Below are 19,861 nucleotides of genomic sequence, written 5' to 3' on the forward strand. Positions count from 1 at the left end.
GCCTATTCCCCTCCGTTCTCATTATATTTATATACTTTCGTTGCACGATAATATAAGTAAATTAACAGAACAGAGAATAGAACAACGATAATCGATAACGCAGATCCAAACGGCCAGTCACGTGCACCTAAGAATTGATTTTGAATAACGTTTCCAATTAATGCTACTTTCGATCCGCCCATCACGTCTGATACAACAAACATTCCGATAGAAGAAACGAATACTAAAATAGAACCAGTCGCAATTCCTGACATCGTCATCGGCACTGTTATATTCCAAAATGCCTTTATTGGTGTTGCTCCTAAATCATAAGCCGCTTCTAGCTTACGCTTATCCAACTGCTCAATTGCTGCATACACTGGTAAAATCATAAATGGTAATAAAGAATAGACCATTCCGAGTATTACAGAAGGAGTATTATATAATAAATTTAACGGTTCACTAATAATGCCAAGCTTTAATAACAACGTATTCACAAGACCTTGTGAACGTAAAATAACAATCCATGCGTATGAACGAACAAGAAAGTTAATCCAAAACGGGATCGTTGCCAATAATAAAAGAATAGAGCGGTATTTGCGGTCAACAATTGTAATTGTATACGCAAACGGATAACCAATTAATAAACATATTACTGTTGTAATAACTGCAATTTTAACAGTTTCCCATAACGTTCCTAAGTATAATGGATCAAACACACGGGATATATTCTCCAGCGTAAATTGCATTTCTACTGTCCCGTAAGCTCCGCGCTGCATGAAGGCGAATCCTAATACGAATACGAGCGGGATTAGGAAGAAAATTAACAGCCACGCGACTGTAGGTAGTGCGAGTAATTTCCCTTTTTTCAATTTAAGGTCACCTCGTCCTCTTGCTCCCAGCCTACATATACATTATCTCCAATGCTCCACTGTGCTGCCTCTTCAGCAGTTTGATATGCCATTAGTAATTCTGATGTTTTCTCATCACGTACATAAAGCTTCTCCATATTTCCGACAAACTCGATATCTTCAATATGTCCAAGATGGTATTCTTTTAAAATTGACTCTTCAACCGAACGTACTTTTACATTTTCAGGGCGAATTGCTACATAGCCTTCCCCGTTTTTCACAATATTATTTTCACCGATGAATGTCGCAACGAACAATGTTTTCGGCTTATTGTAAATTTCTTTCGGTGTTCCGATTTGTTCGATATGTCCTTTATTCATAACTACAATACGATCGCTCATGCTCATTGCTTCTTCTTGATCGTGCGTTACGTATATGAACGTAATTCCTAAATTACGTTGTAAGTTTTTCAATTCACGTTGCAAGTCTTTTCGTAACTTAAAGTCAAGCGCTCCAAGTGGCTCATCTAATAGTAATACACGCGGATTATTTACAATCGCTCTTGCAATTGCAACACGCTGCTGTTGTCCACCAGAAAGCTTCGCAGGTTTACGATTACGGAACTCAAGTAACTGCGTTAAACGCATTGCCTCTTCAGCACGCTCTTTCTGCTCTGCTGCTGATACTTTCTGCATTTTCATACCAAAACAAATATTCTTCTCTACTGTCATATGTGGGAATAGTGCGTAATGTTGGAACACTAGGTTCATATGACGCTTATATGGCGGCAAATCGTTAATTCTTTCATCATCTAATAAAAGATTCCCTTTAGTTGGAGTTTCAAATCCTGCGATCATACGAAGTAACGTCGTTTTCCCGCAGCCACTCGGCCCTAAAATTGTTAAAAACTCTCCCTCTTTAATATCTAAAGAAAGAGGTGGGATAATCACTTGATTTCCAAAATGTTTTTCAACTGCTTCAACTTTAATAATCTTTTTCATTTTCCCGTCCTATCTACCTTAAATTTTAAATTTTTATATTCATGAATAAATATTTATGTTCTATAGACTATTTTTTGTTTCGATCCAAACAAAAATGGTTATTTAGCAAGCGTTCGTTTCTATTCTTTATGTAGTATGTTTGATTCATTTTCGCCTGATACATAACGTCGAACAGAAAAACCCCTTCCATTGCGAAGGGGCTATTATCATACGGCTACGCCTACTGATAAACACCATCATCATTTTAACAACTTTCGTATGAATTTTAAAGCACTTTTTGTAGAAGAGTAACGAATTTTCATGTCGAATGCTGTAGATTGGGCTAAAATGCTTTTATAATGTGAAAAAGTCCGAAAACTTTCTTTCCCATGATAACCCCCTAATCCACTACTTCCAACACCCCCAAAAGGTAAATATGGCGTAGCAAGGTGATAGACAACATCATTAATACAGCCTCCACCATATGAAATATTACTCGTCACTTTCTTTTGTACTTCTTTATCTTCAGAAAATACATATAACGCTAACGGCTTCGGATGTTGCTGGATTGTGCCAATTACATTTTCTATATTGTCGTACTCTATGATTGGTAAAATCGGACCAAAAATTTCATCTTCCATAACAGCATCTTGCCATGTAATATCCGCTAGTACTGTCGGTTCAATATGTAATGTATCTTTCTTATAGTTTCCACCAATTACGACTTGACCATCTTGTAAAAATCCACATAATCGTTCAAAATGACGCTCACTGACAATACGCACATAATTTTCATTTTGCAAAGGTTCTTTACTATACTGCTCTGTAATTTCATGTCGCAGTGCCTCAATTAGCTTTTCTTTCACGGAAGAATGCACGTACATATAATCAGGCGCTACACACGTCTGCCCTGCATTTAAAAACTTACCCCAAACAATTCTTCTTGCTGTCATCTCTATCTTTGCATCTTTATGTACAATACAAGGACTTTTCCCGCCAAGTTCTAAAGTGAGCGGCGTCAACTGTTTCGCTGCTGCTTCCATTACAACTTTTCCAACGCCAACACTACCAGTAAAGAAAATATAATCAAACGGTTCCTTCAGCAAAGATGTACTCTCTTCAACGCCACCTTCTACTACCGCTACAAGCTCTTCTGGGAATAATTCATCTAACATTCTCTTAAGCACTTTTGAAACGCTTGGCGTTAACTCTGACGGCTTTAAAACGATTGTATTTCCAGCTGCCAGTGCTCCTACAAGTGGTGCAATTGCTAATTGAAAAGGATAGTTCCACGGTGCAATAATAAGCGTCACACCATACGGTTCTGGCACTACTTTTCCTTTTGATCCAAAATGAGTAAGTGCTGTTCGAACTCGTTTCGGTTTACTCCACGATGACATATGTTTCAATTGAAAGGAAATTTCTTTTAATACATATCCAACTTCCGTTGTAAACGACTCGTGAACTGACTTATTTAAATCTAATTTCAATGCCTGAAATATTTCTTCTTCAAAACGCTGAATGCCTTCATAAAGCTTCTTCAAATTATTCTTTCTCATTTCGATGCTTCTCGTATGCCCTTTTAAAAAATATTCCTTTTGCCTACTTACAATAGAGGAAATACTCATTCACTCACCTTCTCCCACTATTTTTATCCAATTCTTTCATTATTTATATAAACTTCATATATAACAAATTTCTATTCTTAAGGTTACATTATATATGACTTTTTCAGCTATATAAAATTCATTGCTCACAAAAAAACTACCGAAAGAAAATCTCTCGGTAGTTTTACAGTATTAACGATATAAACGAACAGCACCTGCAGAATTATCATCAGCTTGTCCTACTACTTCAAATTTCAAACCAAGCTTCGGTAAAATACGTCCTGCATCTGGAATCTGTTGATTAATATACGTTTTAGAATCATCAAACTTCGGTACGCCTGCTAAGCCATCATACGTAAATGTTCCACGCGTTGGAGATACGACTTTCCAAGCTGGCGTTTTGTCAAATGAAAACGCTGCATCAGCGATTTGGAATCGTGTACTACTCTTAACTGTTGGTTTACCATTTAAAGTACCAACAATTGCTTCTGGATGAGAATCAACTACACCAAGGAAACCGTGTCCTGGATGTACACCAACCCAGTTATCTGTATAAGCTGAATCTGCATACCATACAACCATACCAGTGTTAAATACTGGACCGCGAGCAAATTTCAACGCGTTATCTGCCCCAGCATAGTTTCTCCACTCAACATAGTAGTTATGTTTTTTCTTCTCTGTTCCGTTAGATACAACGAAACCATCTAATTTTAATTGTGGTGTACCTTCTGCGTCATCAGAGAATACTACTTTACCATCTACTGTTAATGAAGCATTATCAAGAGCGAATCCATTTAATGCTAAACCACCATCAGTAATGTAATCAAATGTTAATTTTACTTTCTTGCCTTTGAATTGACTTAAATCATATGATTTGTCAATCCATTTTCCATTTGTCGAATCTGCATTTCCACTATTTGCTTTCTCACCAAGTCTTTCAATTAACGTTTGTTTACCATCTTCTGTTACAGCGTGTACTTCAAGGAAATCATAACCTGCTTCAATCTCATATAATGACTTGAAATCAAATTTTGCATTCGTTGCATTCGTTAAATCGAACAACGGTGTTTCCATCTTCGTATGAAGATCGTCACCTTTTGTGCTGTAGTAATACTGTTTTCCAAATGCTGGCTCAATTGTTTTAACATCTTTATCTGGTAAGTTAACACGGATCATACCTGGTCTTGCTGATTTCGTAACACTTTGATCCAAATATGTCGCTAGACCGATACCTTTATTTAATTTCTCGTAATCTACTTCTACGATATTTGCCCAGTTACCACCGATTGTTTTTTGGAAAAACTCTTTATTTTGTGGTGAGAAACTCGTTGGCGTCGTTCCAGCGATTTTACCAGCCCAGCTTCCGCCACTCATAATAGACCAAGCTTCAATCGGCTCACCTTGACCACTATATTGTGTATCGTACTCATCTGGAAGACCTAAATCGTGACCATATTCATGTGCGAATACACCAACTGCTCCATCTTCTGGTTCAATTGTGTAGTCGAATGCTGCCATCTTTCCACCCCAATATGGTACTTTCGCTTGTGTACCTTCAATTGGGAATGGCTTTGGTCCAACTGTCCAACGGTGCGACCAAATTGCATCATCGCCTAATTTACCACCGCCTGCTTCTTGTCCAACACCCGCATGAATAATCATTAAATGATCGATTAAACCGTCTGGTTGATTTTTATTCCCATCACCATTTACATCGTATTGATCAAATTGGTCGAACTCTGATAAATCAATACCACTATCTACAGCTGCTTTTAATGCATCTTTTACTAAATCACGTGGCCCTTTTGGTCCTTTATTATCATGGCCTCCGCCCGGAGCATCTGCACCGTAATCAGCAGCTTTACCAGGAACTGTTAACCATTTTGTAACTGTTCCGTCTACAGTATAACTACCACCAGATTGCTCTTCGTAATATTGTTTAAACGTTTCAATTTTACTTCCATCATCTAATGTGAATGGCTCGTTGCCGAATAACATTTTTTCATAATGTTCTTTATTAAAATCGTTAGAATACATATATCCAGGCTCTTTGTCGATATTATTATGTTTAAAGTCAGCGTACTCTACAAGTAAAACGAGTACTTTGTCTTTACGAACTTCACCGTTATAGTCTTTTTGTTTCGCTGGAGAAGTTGGTACTTTACCATTTAGACCGCCTTTAACTGGGCCTGTCGCTGCAGGTGTGCCTGTTGCTGGTTGATTTAATTTTTCTTTCGTGTCTGCTTTCGCATCTTTCACTTTCTTTAAAAAGTCAGATGCATCTTTCGTAAGTTGGTCCCCATTCGCTGCTTCTTTCCCAGGATTTTCACCCTTTTTGTTCTCTACATACTTTTCGACTGCTTTCTTTGTTTCTGTCTCTGAAGCCTTCGAATCAATTACCCCACGTTTTTTTAATGCATCTGCTAAACGTTCTTCCGGAATTAAATGATCATCCACTGGGCTCGTAGCTGTTTTATTCACAGGCGTTTCAGCATATGCAGATTGAGTGCCAGCTCCGAATGAAAGGCCTAATACAGCTGTCAATGCGATTGATGACAAAACTTTGAACGGTTTCTTGTTCATCCCTTATTTCCTCCCCTAATAAATAATATGTATTACAAATTAAATTTTATTAAAAATTCAATATTTTTTCAATATTTAGTCATATTATGTAATGTTTTTAATATATTTGTAAAAATTTCATAGTTAGCATACGAATATATCACAATTCAACAATGTTTTCTGAAAATATTGAAAGTTTTTATCGAACAATTTATAATTTCCATAGAGGGAGTTTAATGGGGATTTTATCTTTGTTTCATCTACACAATATTTGATAATTCACTATATAAAACACAAAATCGGATTTCATTATCATGTATTCTGTAGCAGCAATTATGACCGATAATTAGGGAGGAATTACATTTGTACAAAGATAAGACAGACGCACTGGATCAAGAATGGATTGATTTAATACTTGAAGCTCTAGATGCTGGTATCGCCATGCAAGACATCGAGCAATTTTTCCAACGTATGAAGCCATCCAGTCAGGCTCAATAGGTTTGTTCTTTTTAACGAAGTTTATGTTATAATAATGACATCATAAGACAACTACATATTGATAGAAAGGTGCGCAAATATGATTGGAGAACGTATAAAACGCCTTCGTTTACAAAAAGGGATTTCATTAACTGAACTTGCCGAAAAAGCTGGCGTTGCTAAATCTTACATTAGTTCTATAGAACGAAATTTACAAAAAAACCCTTCCATTCAGTTTCTTGAAAAGATCGCAGCAGTTCTACAAATTCCAGTTGATACTTTACTTCATGATGAAACAACAAAGGAAACTAACCTAGACTCCGAATGGACACAACTCGTTAAAGATGCAATGAACTCTGGTGTCTCCAAAGAACAATTTCGTGAATTTCTTGAATTTACAAAGTGGAAGCAAAATCAAAAATAATAATAGAAAGAAGTGCTTACAACCAGCACTTCTTTTTCTTTATAAAAAAAAGCGGGAATACCCGCTTTTTTTATTATTTTTCTTCCCCAGCTTCTTGGTTAGCATTGAATGTCCATTCTAAATTCAATGTATCACCTTGGAAGATATTTTGGTCTTTTCCATCATCTACAAATTCAAATTGTACCCATAGATAATCCTCTGTACCAGCTGCTAATCCACCCTTTTCTCCCCACTCAGGAGCAAAGATATCTTTAGCTAAAAGATCTGGATCAACTTTTTGTAAGTCTGCTAAAGTTGTTTCGTATACAGGCTCACTTTGTTTATCCCAGTTCCAAAGGAATTTTACTTTAACGTGCTTACCAAAGTCTTCACCAGCATTATCACCTTTTGCATCTTTAACAGTATACTTTGTTGCTAATTTAACGTCTTTAATAGTTAACGAACCGCTGTTTTGTAATAAGAACTCTTTCTTAACAGAATCCCCTGGTTTTAAATCTTTAATATCTACAAGCGTCTTAGGGTTTAATGTAAGGTCTAACGTCCCAGCTGCAAATGTATTGTTTGATACTTCTTTATCGCTAAAGAATGCAAATGTTCCTCCACCAATTAAAGCTAACCCCAATGCTGCTGATGCAACTCCCATACCTAATTTCTTTTTCAGACTCACAATCAATTCCCCCTAGCTTTTTTTTATATTTTTATCACTTATTTTTCAATAAGAGATGTAAAGAAAACTATATTAGCTTAGCTAATATGTGTTCTTTTTTAAAAACCTTATGTTCATTATAACGAACAAACCTATATAAACACAACACATATTTATTAATATTTTCAGTTATTTTTATTTCTCAATATCATTTAGACTTTTCAGAAAAAAAATAATGATAATTTATAACTTTTTTCACACTCAAATCATTTAATACTATAAGAAAAAAGAAAAACAAAGAGGTGAGGGCTAACGTTCCCTCACACTCGTATAAATATTACTAGTCTTGCCTATTCGTTCACTCTCTCTTACAACACATTCTTGTTTTCCGGCTGTTTCACTAAAGCAGTTACTCCGCTTTCTTTTGCTCTTCTAGCTTTTTCTGTTCTTCCGCTTTCTTTTGCTCTTCTAGCTTTTTCTGTTCTTCCGCTTTCTTCTGCTCTTCTAGCTTTTTCTGTTCTTCCGCTTTCTTTTGCTCTTCTACTTTCTTCTGTTCTTCTGCTTTCTTCTGTTCTTCTACTTTCTTCTGTTCCTCTGCTTTCTTCTGTTCTTCTACTTTCTTCTGTTCTTCTGCTTTCTTCTGTTCTTCTGCTTTCTTCTGTTCTTCTGCTTTCTTCTGTTCTTCTGCTTTCTTTTGTCCTTCCGCTTCAATTGCAACGTTTAATTGTTGCTGAAGAGCCTGAATTTGCTCATCAATAGCTTTCAAGCTAATTTCTTTCTCAATATAGTCACGCTTCTCTTTGATACTGCGGAAGCCTTCATTTACATATATGGACACTTGCTGCATCGATTCATCTTTATTTACCTTTAATTCTTCTTGTATTTGATTGTAAGGAGCTTCTATTTCAGTATATACATTTTGCAGGGCTTCCTTCTCAGCAACAATTTTCTCACGCCCTTGTTGCCATACAGAAATCGCCTGTTTTATTTCTTCAATAGAAGTTGCTTTCGATTTTCCCTTCATCGTTCCATACTCACGCTCAATAAACTGTTTATGTTTCTCAGATTGCTCTTTTAACGTATTAACTGTTTTCGGAAATATAATTGCTGTAGAAAGCGTCGCTTCTACTTTCGTTTCATGAATGAACGCCGCTTCTGTATGCGTCATAATTTGAGATCCTAAATAAAACGTAATAGAACACATACACGGCAATATAAGCATCTTTTTAAAATTACGCGGTCTTTTCAGCATCTTAATCTCTCCCATCGAACATTACGTTCTTTATACAGAACATTATCTATATTATAGTAAAGAACTATTAAAATTGATAGACAAATACTAGAAAAATAGAAAAAGGGCTATCCATGTGATAGCCCTTTTTCTTATTATCTTTCTTCACCTGCTGTTTGTTGTGCATCAAACGTCCAATTTAATTGTAACTTATCGCCTTGGAATTGATTTTGATCTTTTCCATTATCAACGAACTCAAATTTCACTTTGAATTTATCAGATTTACCTGCTGAAATACCTTTTTCATCCCAGAACCAAGCCGATAAATCATTATCTACAGCTGTAAGTGTGTCACCTTTTAATTTATCTAAAGTAGTTTGTTTCACAATTGTCTCATGCTTATCTACATTTTTTAAGAATGTTACTTTAATATGTTTACCAAAATCATCTTTATTGTCTTTCTTTACATCTTCTACATTATAATCTGTTTTCAGTAGAACCTTTTTAATATTTAAAGAGCCTTTGTTTTCTAGTTTAAATTCTTTTTCAATTGTATCCCCAGGTTTTAAATTCGATACGTTAACAACTGTTGATGGATTTAATGCTAAATCCAGTGTTCCAGCCGCAAATGTATTATTTGACACTTCTTTATCACTGAAAAATGCAAATGTTCCTCCACCAACTAAAGCTGCTCCTAATACTGCTGATGTAATACCCATTCCTAATTTTTTCTTTAAAGTCATGTCCATATCCCCTTAATATATATTTGTTAACTTCCTAAACGGAAAGTATAACCAAACGAACTAGACGGATTGTTCTACTTTTTTATCTTTCTTTTCTCCGTCAATGCTACGAATAGCACCAAAAATAGAAATCGCGGAATACCCAAGTAAAAAGACTCCTGGAATAATAAGAAGCAATGCTGCTCCCGCTTTTGAATTCGCATAATTCAGTAAATAACCAACATACGGAACTGTAATATCTGCATACTTTCCAACTACATTTTCTGCAAGTACTGGCTCTAAATCTGGTCCGTTGTTGTTATCCCCTTTTGTTTCATAAATTACTTTTCCATTTGTATCTTTCACACCGATAATACGGTGAGTGATAATTTTTTGATCTTTCTCTTTAAAGGTAATAACATCACCTTTTTGATATTTAGAACCATCTTTGTTTGGTTCTATTGCAATGATTGATCCTGTTAAAAACGTCGGCTCCATTGATCCTGAAAGAACGCTCTTAAATTGATATCCCATCACTGTCGGATCACCACCGCTTGCTTTTGAAGAAATAACTACAAAAGCTAAAAAAACCATCAATGCAAATAAAACAAATGAGATCGCGTTGCTAATTATCTTCCATATTAATTTCATCGTCTCTCTCCCTCTCCGTTGTTTTATATTATTTGAAGTATGCAATATCCACTTTGTTCTTTAATAAGAACACAAGTAAATGATATAACGAACTTTAAGTTATTGCAATAAGAAAATTTACAATTATTAGTTATTTAAAATATAGAAAAAAGACTGTGCCAAAATTTTACACAGTCTTTTTATTAGTAATTTATTTACCTTCTGATTTCATTCCTTTTGTATTTCGGCGCAACACTACATATAAAATTGCTCCAAATAATATAATCGCACCTATCCCAACACTTATTACTTTCACATTTGAGTCTTTTACTTCAGGCATAGTTGTATCTTTTTTAGGCATCGTAAAAGTGACATCTTCTGTTGAAAGAACATTTACCGTCGCAATTGTTTGATTATTTTTCGTAATATCAACTGCACCAACTACCTCACCACGATGTATTCCTTTATGATATAAAGATTCTTTATCTAATGAAGCCGCCCGGAAAATAGTTTTCACATTTTTCCCTTCATCTTTCTTAAGCATAAGCTCCGCACTTTGTTCCAACTCAGAATTAACATCTTTATTTAAATATGTTGTTTTTTGATGCCAATTATGTTTATCAAGCACCATTTGCTTCGTAAATTGACCGAAAGAATATTCCGCCATCTGCTTCAAATCTTCATAAATTTCAGGTCTTTGAGAAGCCATTACTACGCTTATAATACGATTTCCATCTTTCTCATTTAATAAAACAAGTGTATTACGTGCTTCATTCGTAAACCCTGTCTTACCGCCAACGCTATATGGATTTTCAAAAAAATTAGATTTATTAAAAATAGACACCGTCTGCCTAGACGTCGTAACTGTCGTTCTTTTCGTATTCATCGCTTGTAAAATTTCAGGATACTTTTGCACACCCTTCGTAATCATAGCCATATCATACGGCGTCGTATAATGGTTCGGATCATGCAATCCATTCGGTGTTACAAAGTGGCTATCTTTCGCCCCTAATTGCTTCGCTTTCTCATTCATCATATTAGCGAAATTCTCAACACTCCCGCCAATCCGCTCCGCAATCGCATACGACACATCATTCGCACTCAGCACCATTAAAATTATAAGCGCAGTATTTCTATTAATTGTCTCTCCAGGTTGAAACTCAATTTGATAATTACTCTTCTCTTGATCTAATGCTAATTGTGAAAATGTAAATTGATCCTCTGGCTTTGTATGCTCCATGAGTAAAATCGCTGTTAACACCTTCGTCGTACTAGCAGGATATGCTCGGTGATATGCGTTTTTATCATACAAAACATCTCCTGTTTTTGCATCAATTGTCGTTGCAAACTGACTAAAAACATTCGGTCCTTCCGCAGGTGGTGGTGCAACTTGTTCTGGATTTACTCCAATATTCGTCTCAGCACGCAATGTTATGGGCGTCAAAAAAAACGAACAAATAACTGTAATAAAAACCAAAATTTTCTTAAAATTTACCATATGACTCTCCCTTTTCCATTTACTCCTTAACAAAATAATAAATCTACCAATCATATGTAATTTGTATTATATTGGAAGAATTTTCACTATTTTTTACTATATCATACTTTTACGATAAAGAACATAAATATACAATAAAAATAAGAAGGAATTACTCTTTCTTATCCTTCTCATCAATCAACGAATCTATTAACTTTTGACTAGCTTCCTCGGGCGTAATCTCATCTGTTATTCCCATAAACGACCAACCTTTAGAATCAACCCACTCAACAAACTCTTGTAAAAATTCATCATGTGTAACATCCACATCAAGAATCGATCCATTAATCGAAATCGTTCTATTTTTAGACACGCGCATCTTGAACGTTTTTCTTACCATTACAACTTTTCTCCCTCTACTTCTGAATATTTATAAAGTGAAACTTTCATCAACCCTCACGAATCGGACTTTTACAGGCATTCCGACCCGAACCTAACTTCTTTACTTTTGCTGAATTTCGAAGTAAGGGATCTTACTGCCCGCAAATAGCGAGATAAAATAATCATGTATCTCTGTTATACATGATTTTCAGTAAATTGTAAAAAGGATATATTGGCCAATTGGCATATTGAAACTGAAAATCTATCATTCTGCAAAAATATCAAATGATATGTAATTGTTCATAAATGACTAAATAGATTCACATAAAAATAAAACAACTTACATTTTACCACACCAAATACAAATGACTTTCTTACAATGGAATGGAGTATACTAGAAGAAAACTTAAAATGAGGAGGAACCTCATGACGCGTTGTACGTATTGTAAAACGAAGTGGACAATAAAAGATGTATGGGCAATACTCGTGACATTTGAAAAGGATTGTCCGTATTGTTTTATGAGACAATATCTATCAAAGAAAACGGTGAACGCTATGCCAGAACTTATAAGCTTACCTTTACATTTCTTACTCCCTTTTCTTGTTGATTTGAGTGCTGAAGGTCCTTTGGATTGGTATCGTAAATAATATAACCACTACATCCAAAGACTACTTTCTACTGAATTCGCTTCTCATCATTATTCCTTCATACATTACTAGCATAATCGCTTATACTTTCCCTTTTGAAGATTCTGTAGCTCAGCAGGAAGAGCGTCCCCTGAACAAGGTTTATCAATTATGACTTTAATAAACGATGATATATGCATACTGTTAAGCATAAAAAATTAGCATTAAGTTCCACTCAAATATTAATTGAAACCCAACACTCCATTTAATCTGTAATCTAGAATACAAGCAGTGTTTTTTATTATGCATTTTTGCATACAGTATTATTTTCTCTTGTAAATAGATAATAATGTTATATAATAAAACCAACGTTTTACCAATAAAAGGTAATAAGAAGTAGTGGAATAAGTAAATAACCAAAGCGTATTAACAGATTTGTTCTATGTAAATCATGATACATATATGGAATCAAAACTATGAAATTTTATGTAGTGATTAGATTACTACAAGATGAAAGATTCATAGCGAATACACTTAAGGAAAAAACGTTCCATTAGATTAATGTGATATCTATCGAACGAATTGAGAGTATACTTAGGGGGAATTTCAAGTGAAAACATTTGGTAAAGTATTATTAACTGGCGCATTAGCTTTAGGCGGTTTAACGGTTATGAACATTGAAACACCAAAAGCACATGCTGACGAATGGGATGGTTGTCATTACATTTGTGGTCCTGGTGAAACGGTGAACGGTGTTACAGTTCAGGTACACTCTACACAAGTTACTTTTGGTAACAGCGTAATTGCAAGAATTACAAATGACCGAGCTGAAGAAATTCATTACAATGTCAGCCTTGAAAAGAAATATGGCGATAGATGGGGCGAATTTGAAACCAACTTCCGTTGGCAAAATCAATGGGTCCCAGCTGGAAGCAATGATGAAATTGCAACTTTCACAGGATATGGCGATGATATTTATGAGGATGGAACATATCGTTATAAAGTCGAAATAAAAGGCGCTGACGGTTCTATTGATACAATTTACACAGCAGGAATGACAGTTACAGGACGATAGCTTATGAACAAGCTCCATTATTTATGATTGTATTTTTGAAAATATCATTGATAATTGCGTTGATATTATTATTAAAATAAGCTCTTCGGGGCTTATTTTTTTATACAAAAATTAGAATATGAATATTCAGAAAATTGCACCTTTACACCATTAAAGTTTGTTGCTATTATAGGAATACATCAAATGTTACAATACTCAACAAATTGTACAAATTCTCCGATTACACGAATGAAATGAAAATACATTGCTGATGGTAACATTTATAGTTGGGATCCCGTAGCTCAGCAGGGAGAGCGCCACCTTGACAGGGTGGAGGTCGTGAGTTCGAGCCTCTCCGGGGTCATATGAAAAACCCCTTGATAGTCAAGGGGTTTTCTTTATGTAGCAAATAAATGATTATTATTAAAACTAAATTTTCCCCTACTTCTTTTCTCCATTTTGGAGAAAGACATAAATTATATTAATTATCGCTCTACGTTGTTCGCTAGAACTCGATTCTTTACTCTCTTTTGGGAGCTTTTTAAAATTCTCTTTGAAAAATAGCCTAATACAGCAATTTTTATATTTATTTATATAAATTTCTCAACAAAAAAGATCTACACAGTTTAACTATGCAGACCTTTGTAAATTTAAGTTTAGAAATGAATAGACGAATCCTATTTTTGCCCTAATTTGATTGCCTTTTTGATATTACTAAATGCACCTTTACCATATATTAATACGCCACCGCGGTAAACACGACTCGTTAAACCAATCATCATACATATTGTTGCAATTAGAATTGCTAATGCAAGCGCAATCTCCCATACTGGGATATTGAGGAATCCAATTCGTACAAGCATAACAATAGGAGTGAAGAAAGGTACATAACTAGTAATGGTAACAACCATGCTGCTTGGGTTTGACATTCCATAAATTGCTATATACAAAGCAGCAAGTAACATAAACATCAGCGGCATAACAGCTTGAGAAGATTCCTCTATACGCGTAATGATAGAGCCAAATAGACAAGATAATGAGCCATATAATAAGAATCCTAATGTGAAGAATAGAATCCCATAAAACACTAGAGTTGGAGCAACAGAATTTAAATCAATACTATTTAAAATATCATTTTTCGAATCATTAATTGCTGTTTTATATCCAACAGTTGCGACCAAGCCCCAAATTATGATTTGCGTAATACCAGCCAATAATGTTGAGAATAGCTTCGCATATAAATGTTTGGTAGGCGAAATACTTGAAACAACTAACTCCATAACACGAGAAGATTTCTCTGTTGCAACATCTGTTGCTAATTGTGCAGCATACATTAATATCATTAGATAATTTAGCATGATAAAGACATTAATTAAAATCCCTACACCCTCAGTATGTTCTCCATCTTTAACCTTATCTGAAACCGTTTTGGTATGAATTTCTACTGGCGTTGTTAACACCTTTAATTCATCTTGAGATAGATTCAATTGCTGGGCGAAATTAGAAGATTGTATTTGAGATAAAATCGTTTGAACCTTGCTAACATCTTGCTGATTTACATCCGTCTCAGTTATATACGTAGCCTTTAATTGTTTATTATTCAATTCCTCTACAACGATTGCATATGTATAATCACCATTTTTAACACCTGATTCTGCTTTTTGTTTATCCGTGCTACGTTTAACTTGTATCTTACTATCGACATTTTTAAACACTTGATGAATGGTTGAATATAATTCTTCTTTTTCTGTAACAACAACAACTTGATCGTCCTCGTTACCTGCAAACAAGTTATAAATCTTGTCAAAATTCATCAATCCTATAATTAACATAGAAACTATTATTGTAATAGCAAAATATGATTTTGATTTCACTTTAGATTTATAGTTTTGTAAAAAAATTGTCCAGAAACTATTCATTTTGTGCACCTACTTTCGCAATAAAGATATCATTTAATGTAGGCTCTTCTACTGCAAACTTTTTAACATACCCTAATTTTGTTATCTCTTTAAATAAAACATGTGAAACTTCTTCATATGAAATTTTAAGAGTAACTGCATTTTTACGTTTCTTCATACTTTCTACACCTTTTATTTCTTTCAAATGGTCAAAGTTATGATCGCCAACGATTACAACGTTCTTTTTACCAAAATCACTTTTAATTTTGGTAATGTCACCCTGAACAACAGGTACACCTTTGTGCATAATACAAATGTGTTGGCATAACTCTTCCACATGTTCCATACGATGTGAACTAAAAAGAATTGACGACCCTTGTTTTTGCATATCAAGAACAGCGTCTTTTAACATTTCAACATTTACTGGGTCTAAACCACTAAATGGTTCATCTAAAATTAAGAGTTCAGGCTTATGTATAATCGCTGTTATCAGCTGGATTTTTTGCTGATTGCCTTTAGAAAGTTCTCCTACCTTTTTGTTCAGATGCTCAGTAATATTAAAACGCTCCAGCCAATAGTGAAGTTCTTTTTCTGCATCTTTACTTTTCATGTTCTTTAGTTTTGCAAAAAAGTTAACTTGTTCTTTGACAGTCATTTTCGCATAAAGACCACGTTCTTCTGGTAGATACCCAATTTTATCTGTAACACCATAATTTATAGGTTTACCATTCCATGAAATGGTCCCACTTGATTTCGATAAAAGTCCAAGTATCATTCGAAATGTAGTCGTTTTACCTGCTCCATTCCCGCCCAAGAATCCAAATATTTCACCTTTTGGTATCTCGATATTCAAATTATTCACTGCAACATGCTCGTCAAATTTCTTTGTTAAATCTTTAATTAGTAAACTCATTATCCACACCCTTAATTCCCAAGATGATTTATTTATACAATTGTATATCCATAGTCAACCACAATATTTTGCCCTCTAATGGCATCGCTTTTATCAGACATTAAAAATAAAATGACATTTGTTACATCTGAAATTTTAACAAATTTTCTATATGGAATTTTTTTAAATAACTTATTTCCTTCAAAGGACTTCAAATAGCTTTCGTTATTATCGTTTATACTATAGGACAGTGGTATACAATTCACTGTAATTATTCATTTTTTATCTTTCAAAAATGAATAATTACCAACAAATGTTATATTTCGCATTATAAGGTTAGCATAAGATTTAAAATATTTAATATGCAATTTTGCATATTTTAACATTCCTAATTATTTACATAGTGTTTGACCATCTTTATTTAAAGCAGCCCCCACATTCACAAAATTCACTTAAAACAAGAATTTGTTTATCCATACTTTTTCTATAATTTTTCATGAAAGAACTGAAATTAATTAGTACCCCCTGTTAAACACCTAAATCTGATACTTAAACTAACTAATCTTCCTCTAATAAATTGTTTTCTTATTTGACTTCACAATTAATAATACCCAGCAGGTATAGTCACAACATCTTCGTACACCTCCTCATTAAAGCTGAAGGAACACTAATTAAAATCTGGTCCAGAAATTTTACCTTTCTACGTTATAGGATCCGCATAAGAAAACATAGAATACAGTACCTCCTCTGTTACAACTAGCTGTATGTCATAAACCAAAAAATCATAATATAAAATTTATAGAATTAATTTCTTGAGTTCAAACCTCTCCAGGTTCATAAAAAAGAGACACCATATCAACCTTCTACGTGATATGGTGTCTCTTTTTATCTAATTCAATTACTTCCCACCAAACATCTTCTCCAAAGACTTCGCATTGGCAAACAATACTTCTTTCAAGTTATCGTCAGCAACGATTTTATAGTCGCCATCTTTGTCTTTCTTTAAGTTCAATGTAACTTCGCGAGTTGCCATTGCTGCATCTTTATCTGCTAAGTTTTTGACGATAGTTGATGTCATTGTTTTTTCGATTGCTTTTTCAGATTGTTCTTTGTCTTCACTAAAGGCACTAGCGAACGCCATTGGCATAACTTCTCCCACTGCTTTTGTTACAGCAACGGATAGATCTGCAGATGTAATTTTCACTTTCACTTCTGCTTTGTCATCCTTTTTCGATACTTCTTCTAGCTTTTCAAATTTAAAGTTTTTCGTAATTGCACTTAGCATTGCTTTTGCCTCAGCATCATCTGTTTTTTCATTTAGTTTATTAAATTCCTTGTCACTCTCAACAAATGTACGAGCCTTTTCTACATCACCTTTTTGTATCGCTGTTAAAAATTCTTCTGTAGTATCTTTCGGATTTGCACACCCTGCTAAAACAACTGCTGTTAATCCTACTACCATCATTAATAGCAATAATCTCTTTATCTTTTGCACGCTCATTCTCCTCTTATCTTGTCTAGTAAGTCAGCATTATATAATAGTATGAAACTGACATTACAAACATTTTTTAGTATATCATTTATATGATTCGTTTTCCATTAATCCCCAAAAGATAAAGGGCCTTGCAGCATTCCTACAAGGCCCGGCTTCTATCAATCTGTATCCGTAGCACAAATGAACCACATTTTCTGTTCCCTACTATCTAACACCATCCAAGTAACATCCCACGCAACATCGTAAAACCAATCTGTCCAAGGGCGATAGCTTTCGAACACTTTAATATCTTCGTATCGATCTTGGAACATATATTGACATACATTGACTGCTAATTGTTTTGCGATAACTGGTCGTTCCTTAAACCCTTCATATGCTCCGCCCCACAAAATTTGCGCAGCAATGCTACCATCAAGCATGACTGCGAGCTGCTCTTTAAAACAAAACTTATATTTGTCTGATGTATGTATTTTTAACTCTTCTAAGTTATTGATTATGTCTAAAGAGTTGAAGATTCTTCTAAAGAAGTGCTCATGTCCATCTTTCGAATGTGGTATTTCTTTAAAAAAATTTTCGTTATGCACTTTAAAACAGCTTATTATTGCTCCACCAATTAAGTTTTGTTCCTTAAACGTGTTTATAAGTTGCTCAACAGGTGAGTCATTCGTGTCTATTTTTTCAAACGTTCCCTCTTTCCATCTCATAACGCCCACTACTCTCTATTAAAAATTTGTTTCTTTATTATAAATAGCAAAATAAAAACCAGCAACTTTGAGGTTGCTGGCTTATCTCTTATTCATATTCGAAACAACAACAACAACAACAACAACAACAACTGCTCCAAACACATAATGCCCTGCTACCATCCACATACTCCGATCAAAGATCATAAGCGATAACCAAAGCGATATATTAATAGCAGCAAATAATAAATATAAAATGTAATCTCTCTTTTGTATTGCTCCTCTATTCATCAAAATGTAAGCGGCACGGATAGGAGGAAAAAGACAAATATTTTTCTTAACGACCACGGATACGAAGTTACTGTCTGCATATGAATCTCCGTTTCATAATAATACTTGCTTCAACATCGGCCTCACTACCCTATATTCATCACTATAAGCTTCCTTTATGATTAAAGGCGGGTAATCACTTTTTTTCTTCCTCAATCATTGTGAATACTTCTGTTTTCTCTTGTAATGTATTAGATTCTCTATTTTTAGTAGGTTTTTTACTTGTTTTAATTTTCTTTGTTACTTCGCCAAGTTTTTGCCCAACTTCTTCTACTTTGGCAGGTTCATTCGTAACATAGTATTCTTGTTCGTTCCATACTAATATAGGTGGCACTTGTTCTCTTTTGTTACATATTATATAAGTAGTACTAGCTACAAATAGTATACAAGTTAATAAATAGAAGATAGTTTTTTTATTCATATACTACACTCCTTATCTATCATTTCATTGGATTATATAATACAAGTTATTTATAGTAAATGGATTTAGTGGTAATTTTTAGGTTTAACAATAAAGAAAAACCTTACCGAAGTAAGGTTTCGTTTTTACATTCTATAGTGACTGATTAATTAATACGATCATTACAATAATTGCTATAAGCATAACAACTAAACAGCCGATTAATTTATAAAATCCTCGCTTCGTTAACGTCCCACCTTGAACGTCTTTACGAATAAATAAGAATACGGCTAAAAATAATACAAGCCCAATGCCAAAAGCATACATCATTTGCATATGTTAATCTTCCTTTCTCTCCTCCATCTTAATATCTTTTTGCTAAAACAACAAATGAGATAAAGACGGTACTCATTGTAAGTGCCATAAGTATATTCAATAATATAGAAGAAACTTTTTTAAATTTCAGCACGTCTATTTTGAAGCGAAACACGGAACACTGTAAATAAATGTTACTA

General features: G+C 34.3%; 20 protein-coding genes, 1 tRNA gene and 3 pseudogenes. 5 read left to right on the plus strand and 19 right to left on the minus strand.

Annotated elements, in window-relative coordinates; genetic code table 11:
- Nucleotides 1-2 precede the first annotated feature (2 nt).
- From potB to inhA1, 4 genes are all read right to left on the minus strand, one after another.
- The gene (gene potB, locus QO049_RS08630; protein WP_000715500.1) at nt 3-851 is read right to left on the minus strand and encodes a spermidine/putrescine ABC transporter permease PotB; all 849 of its coding nucleotides are present in this window, start codon (nt 849-851) and stop codon (nt 3-5) included.
- On the minus strand, nt 848-1,831 hold the full coding sequence (gene potA, locus QO049_RS08635) for a spermidine/putrescine ABC transporter ATP-binding protein PotA (protein WP_000720336.1): 984 nt from the start codon (nt 1,829-1,831) through the stop codon (nt 848-850). The genes potB and potA overlap by 4 nt, the downstream gene beginning before the upstream one ends.
- Nucleotides 1,832-2,070: 239 nt before the next feature.
- Nucleotides 2,071-3,438: an aldehyde dehydrogenase gene (locus QO049_RS08640; RefSeq protein WP_246962364.1), complete on the minus strand. Its 1,368-nt coding sequence runs from the start codon at nt 3,436-3,438 to the stop codon at nt 2,071-2,073.
- Nucleotides 3,439-3,609: 171 nt separating this feature from the next.
- Complete coding sequence (inhA1, locus tag QO049_RS08645; protein ID WP_001035946.1) at nt 3,610-6,000, minus strand: M6 family metalloprotease immune inhibitor InhA1; 2,391 nt, start codon at nt 5,998-6,000, stop codon at nt 3,610-3,612.
- Between the two features lie 342 nt (nt 6,001-6,342).
- On the opposite strand from inhA1, the gene QO049_RS08650 reads away from it, so the two are divergent.
- The gene (locus QO049_RS08650) at nt 6,343-6,477 is read left to right on the plus strand and encodes an anti-repressor SinI family protein (RefSeq protein ID WP_000276219.1); all 135 of its coding nucleotides are present in this window, start codon (nt 6,343-6,345) and stop codon (nt 6,475-6,477) included.
- Nucleotides 6,478-6,556: 79 nt separating this feature from the next.
- A complete protein-coding gene (locus QO049_RS08655) occupies nt 6,557-6,880 on the plus strand; it encodes a helix-turn-helix domain-containing protein (RefSeq protein WP_000578885.1) in 324 nt (107 codons plus the stop codon).
- 73 nt (nt 6,881-6,953) lie between these two features.
- Here QO049_RS08655 and calY read toward each other — a convergent pair whose 3' ends face one another.
- From calY to QO049_RS08685, 6 genes are all read right to left on the minus strand, one after another.
- Nucleotides 6,954-7,547 (minus strand): biofilm matrix protein CalY, encoded by a 594-nt coding sequence (gene calY / locus QO049_RS08660; RefSeq protein WP_000053713.1) that lies wholly within the window; start codon nt 7,545-7,547, stop codon nt 6,954-6,956.
- Nucleotides 7,548-7,935: 388 nt separating this feature from the next.
- A complete protein-coding gene (locus tag QO049_RS08665) occupies nt 7,936-8,778 on the minus strand; it encodes a DUF4047 domain-containing protein (RefSeq protein WP_246962363.1) in 843 nt (280 codons plus the stop codon).
- A 134-nt stretch (nt 8,779-8,912) separates the two neighbouring features.
- Nucleotides 8,913-9,500 (minus strand): CalY family protein, encoded by a 588-nt coding sequence (locus QO049_RS08670; RefSeq protein WP_000172854.1) that lies wholly within the window; start codon nt 9,498-9,500, stop codon nt 8,913-8,915.
- A 60-nt stretch (nt 9,501-9,560) separates the two neighbouring features.
- Nucleotides 9,561-10,130: a signal peptidase I SipW gene (gene sipW, locus QO049_RS08675; protein ID WP_000767791.1), complete on the minus strand. Its 570-nt coding sequence runs from the start codon at nt 10,128-10,130 to the stop codon at nt 9,561-9,563.
- Nucleotides 10,131-10,320: 190 nt separating this feature from the next.
- Nucleotides 10,321-11,607, minus strand: a complete 1,287-nt coding sequence (locus QO049_RS08680) for a D-alanyl-D-alanine carboxypeptidase family protein (protein WP_246962361.1) — start codon at nt 11,605-11,607, stop codon at nt 10,321-10,323.
- 151 nt (nt 11,608-11,758) lie between these two features.
- Nucleotides 11,759-11,986, minus strand: a complete 228-nt coding sequence (locus QO049_RS08685) for a hypothetical protein (RefSeq protein WP_000251856.1) — start codon at nt 11,984-11,986, stop codon at nt 11,759-11,761.
- Between the two features lie 407 nt (nt 11,987-12,393).
- On the opposite strand from QO049_RS08685, the gene QO049_RS08690 reads away from it, so the two are divergent.
- The 3 genes from QO049_RS08690 (at nt 12,394) to QO049_RS08700 (ending at nt 14,012) form a co-directional block, all read left to right on the plus strand.
- On the plus strand, nt 12,394-12,615 hold the full coding sequence (locus tag QO049_RS08690) for a hypothetical protein (protein ID WP_000196288.1): 222 nt from the start codon (nt 12,394-12,396) through the stop codon (nt 12,613-12,615).
- A 589-nt stretch (nt 12,616-13,204) separates the two neighbouring features.
- Complete coding sequence (locus tag QO049_RS08695; RefSeq protein WP_000846655.1) at nt 13,205-13,669, plus strand: hypothetical protein; 465 nt, start codon at nt 13,205-13,207, stop codon at nt 13,667-13,669.
- A 270-nt stretch (nt 13,670-13,939) separates the two neighbouring features.
- Nucleotides 13,940-14,012: transfer RNA gene (locus tag QO049_RS08700), tRNA-Val, on the plus strand.
- Nucleotides 14,013-14,325: 313 nt separating this feature from the next.
- Here QO049_RS08700 and QO049_RS08705 read toward each other — a convergent pair.
- The 9 genes and pseudogenes from QO049_RS08705 to QO049_RS30930 all read right to left on the minus strand — a co-directional run.
- On the minus strand, nt 14,326-15,567 hold the full coding sequence (locus tag QO049_RS08705; RefSeq protein ID WP_001084160.1) for an ABC transporter permease: 1,242 nt from the start codon (nt 15,565-15,567) through the stop codon (nt 14,326-14,328).
- The gene (locus QO049_RS08710; protein ID WP_000054723.1) at nt 15,560-16,459 is read right to left on the minus strand and encodes an ABC transporter ATP-binding protein; all 900 of its coding nucleotides are present in this window, start codon (nt 16,457-16,459) and stop codon (nt 15,560-15,562) included. The genes QO049_RS08705 and QO049_RS08710 overlap by 8 nt, the downstream gene beginning before the upstream one ends.
- Before the next feature lie 32 nt (nt 16,460-16,491).
- Nucleotides 16,492-16,704 carry an SDR family oxidoreductase gene (locus QO049_RS08715; protein WP_224765010.1) on the minus strand — a complete coding sequence of 71 codons (213 nt, stop codon included), beginning with the start codon at nt 16,702-16,704 and terminating at the stop codon, nt 16,492-16,494.
- A gap of 632 nt (nt 16,705-17,336) precedes the next feature.
- Nucleotides 17,337-17,933 carry a DUF4878 domain-containing protein gene (locus QO049_RS08720; protein ID WP_001169503.1) on the minus strand — a complete coding sequence of 199 codons (597 nt, stop codon included), beginning with the start codon at nt 17,931-17,933 and terminating at the stop codon, nt 17,337-17,339.
- A 158-nt stretch (nt 17,934-18,091) separates the two neighbouring features.
- Complete coding sequence (locus QO049_RS08725; RefSeq protein ID WP_001267329.1) at nt 18,092-18,637, minus strand: hypothetical protein; 546 nt, start codon at nt 18,635-18,637, stop codon at nt 18,092-18,094.
- Between the two features lie 81 nt (nt 18,638-18,718).
- Nucleotides 18,719-18,987: pseudogene (locus QO049_RS08730) on the minus strand (hypothetical protein).
- A 13-nt stretch (nt 18,988-19,000) separates the two neighbouring features.
- Nucleotides 19,001-19,367, minus strand: a pseudogene (locus QO049_RS08735) (hypothetical protein).
- A gap of 132 nt (nt 19,368-19,499) precedes the next feature.
- Complete coding sequence (locus QO049_RS08740; protein WP_001178294.1) at nt 19,500-19,682, minus strand: DUF3976 domain-containing protein; 183 nt, start codon at nt 19,680-19,682, stop codon at nt 19,500-19,502.
- 28 nt (nt 19,683-19,710) lie between these two features.
- A pseudogene (locus QO049_RS30930) lies at nt 19,711-19,785 on the minus strand (permease); the annotation flags it as partial.
- Between the last annotated feature and the right edge of the window lie 76 nt (nt 19,786-19,861).

The sequence above is a fragment of the Bacillus sp. RB3 genome, assembly GCF_030164735.1.
Classification (GTDB): domain Bacteria; phylum Bacillota; class Bacilli; order Bacillales; family Bacillaceae_G; genus Bacillus_A; species Bacillus_A cereus.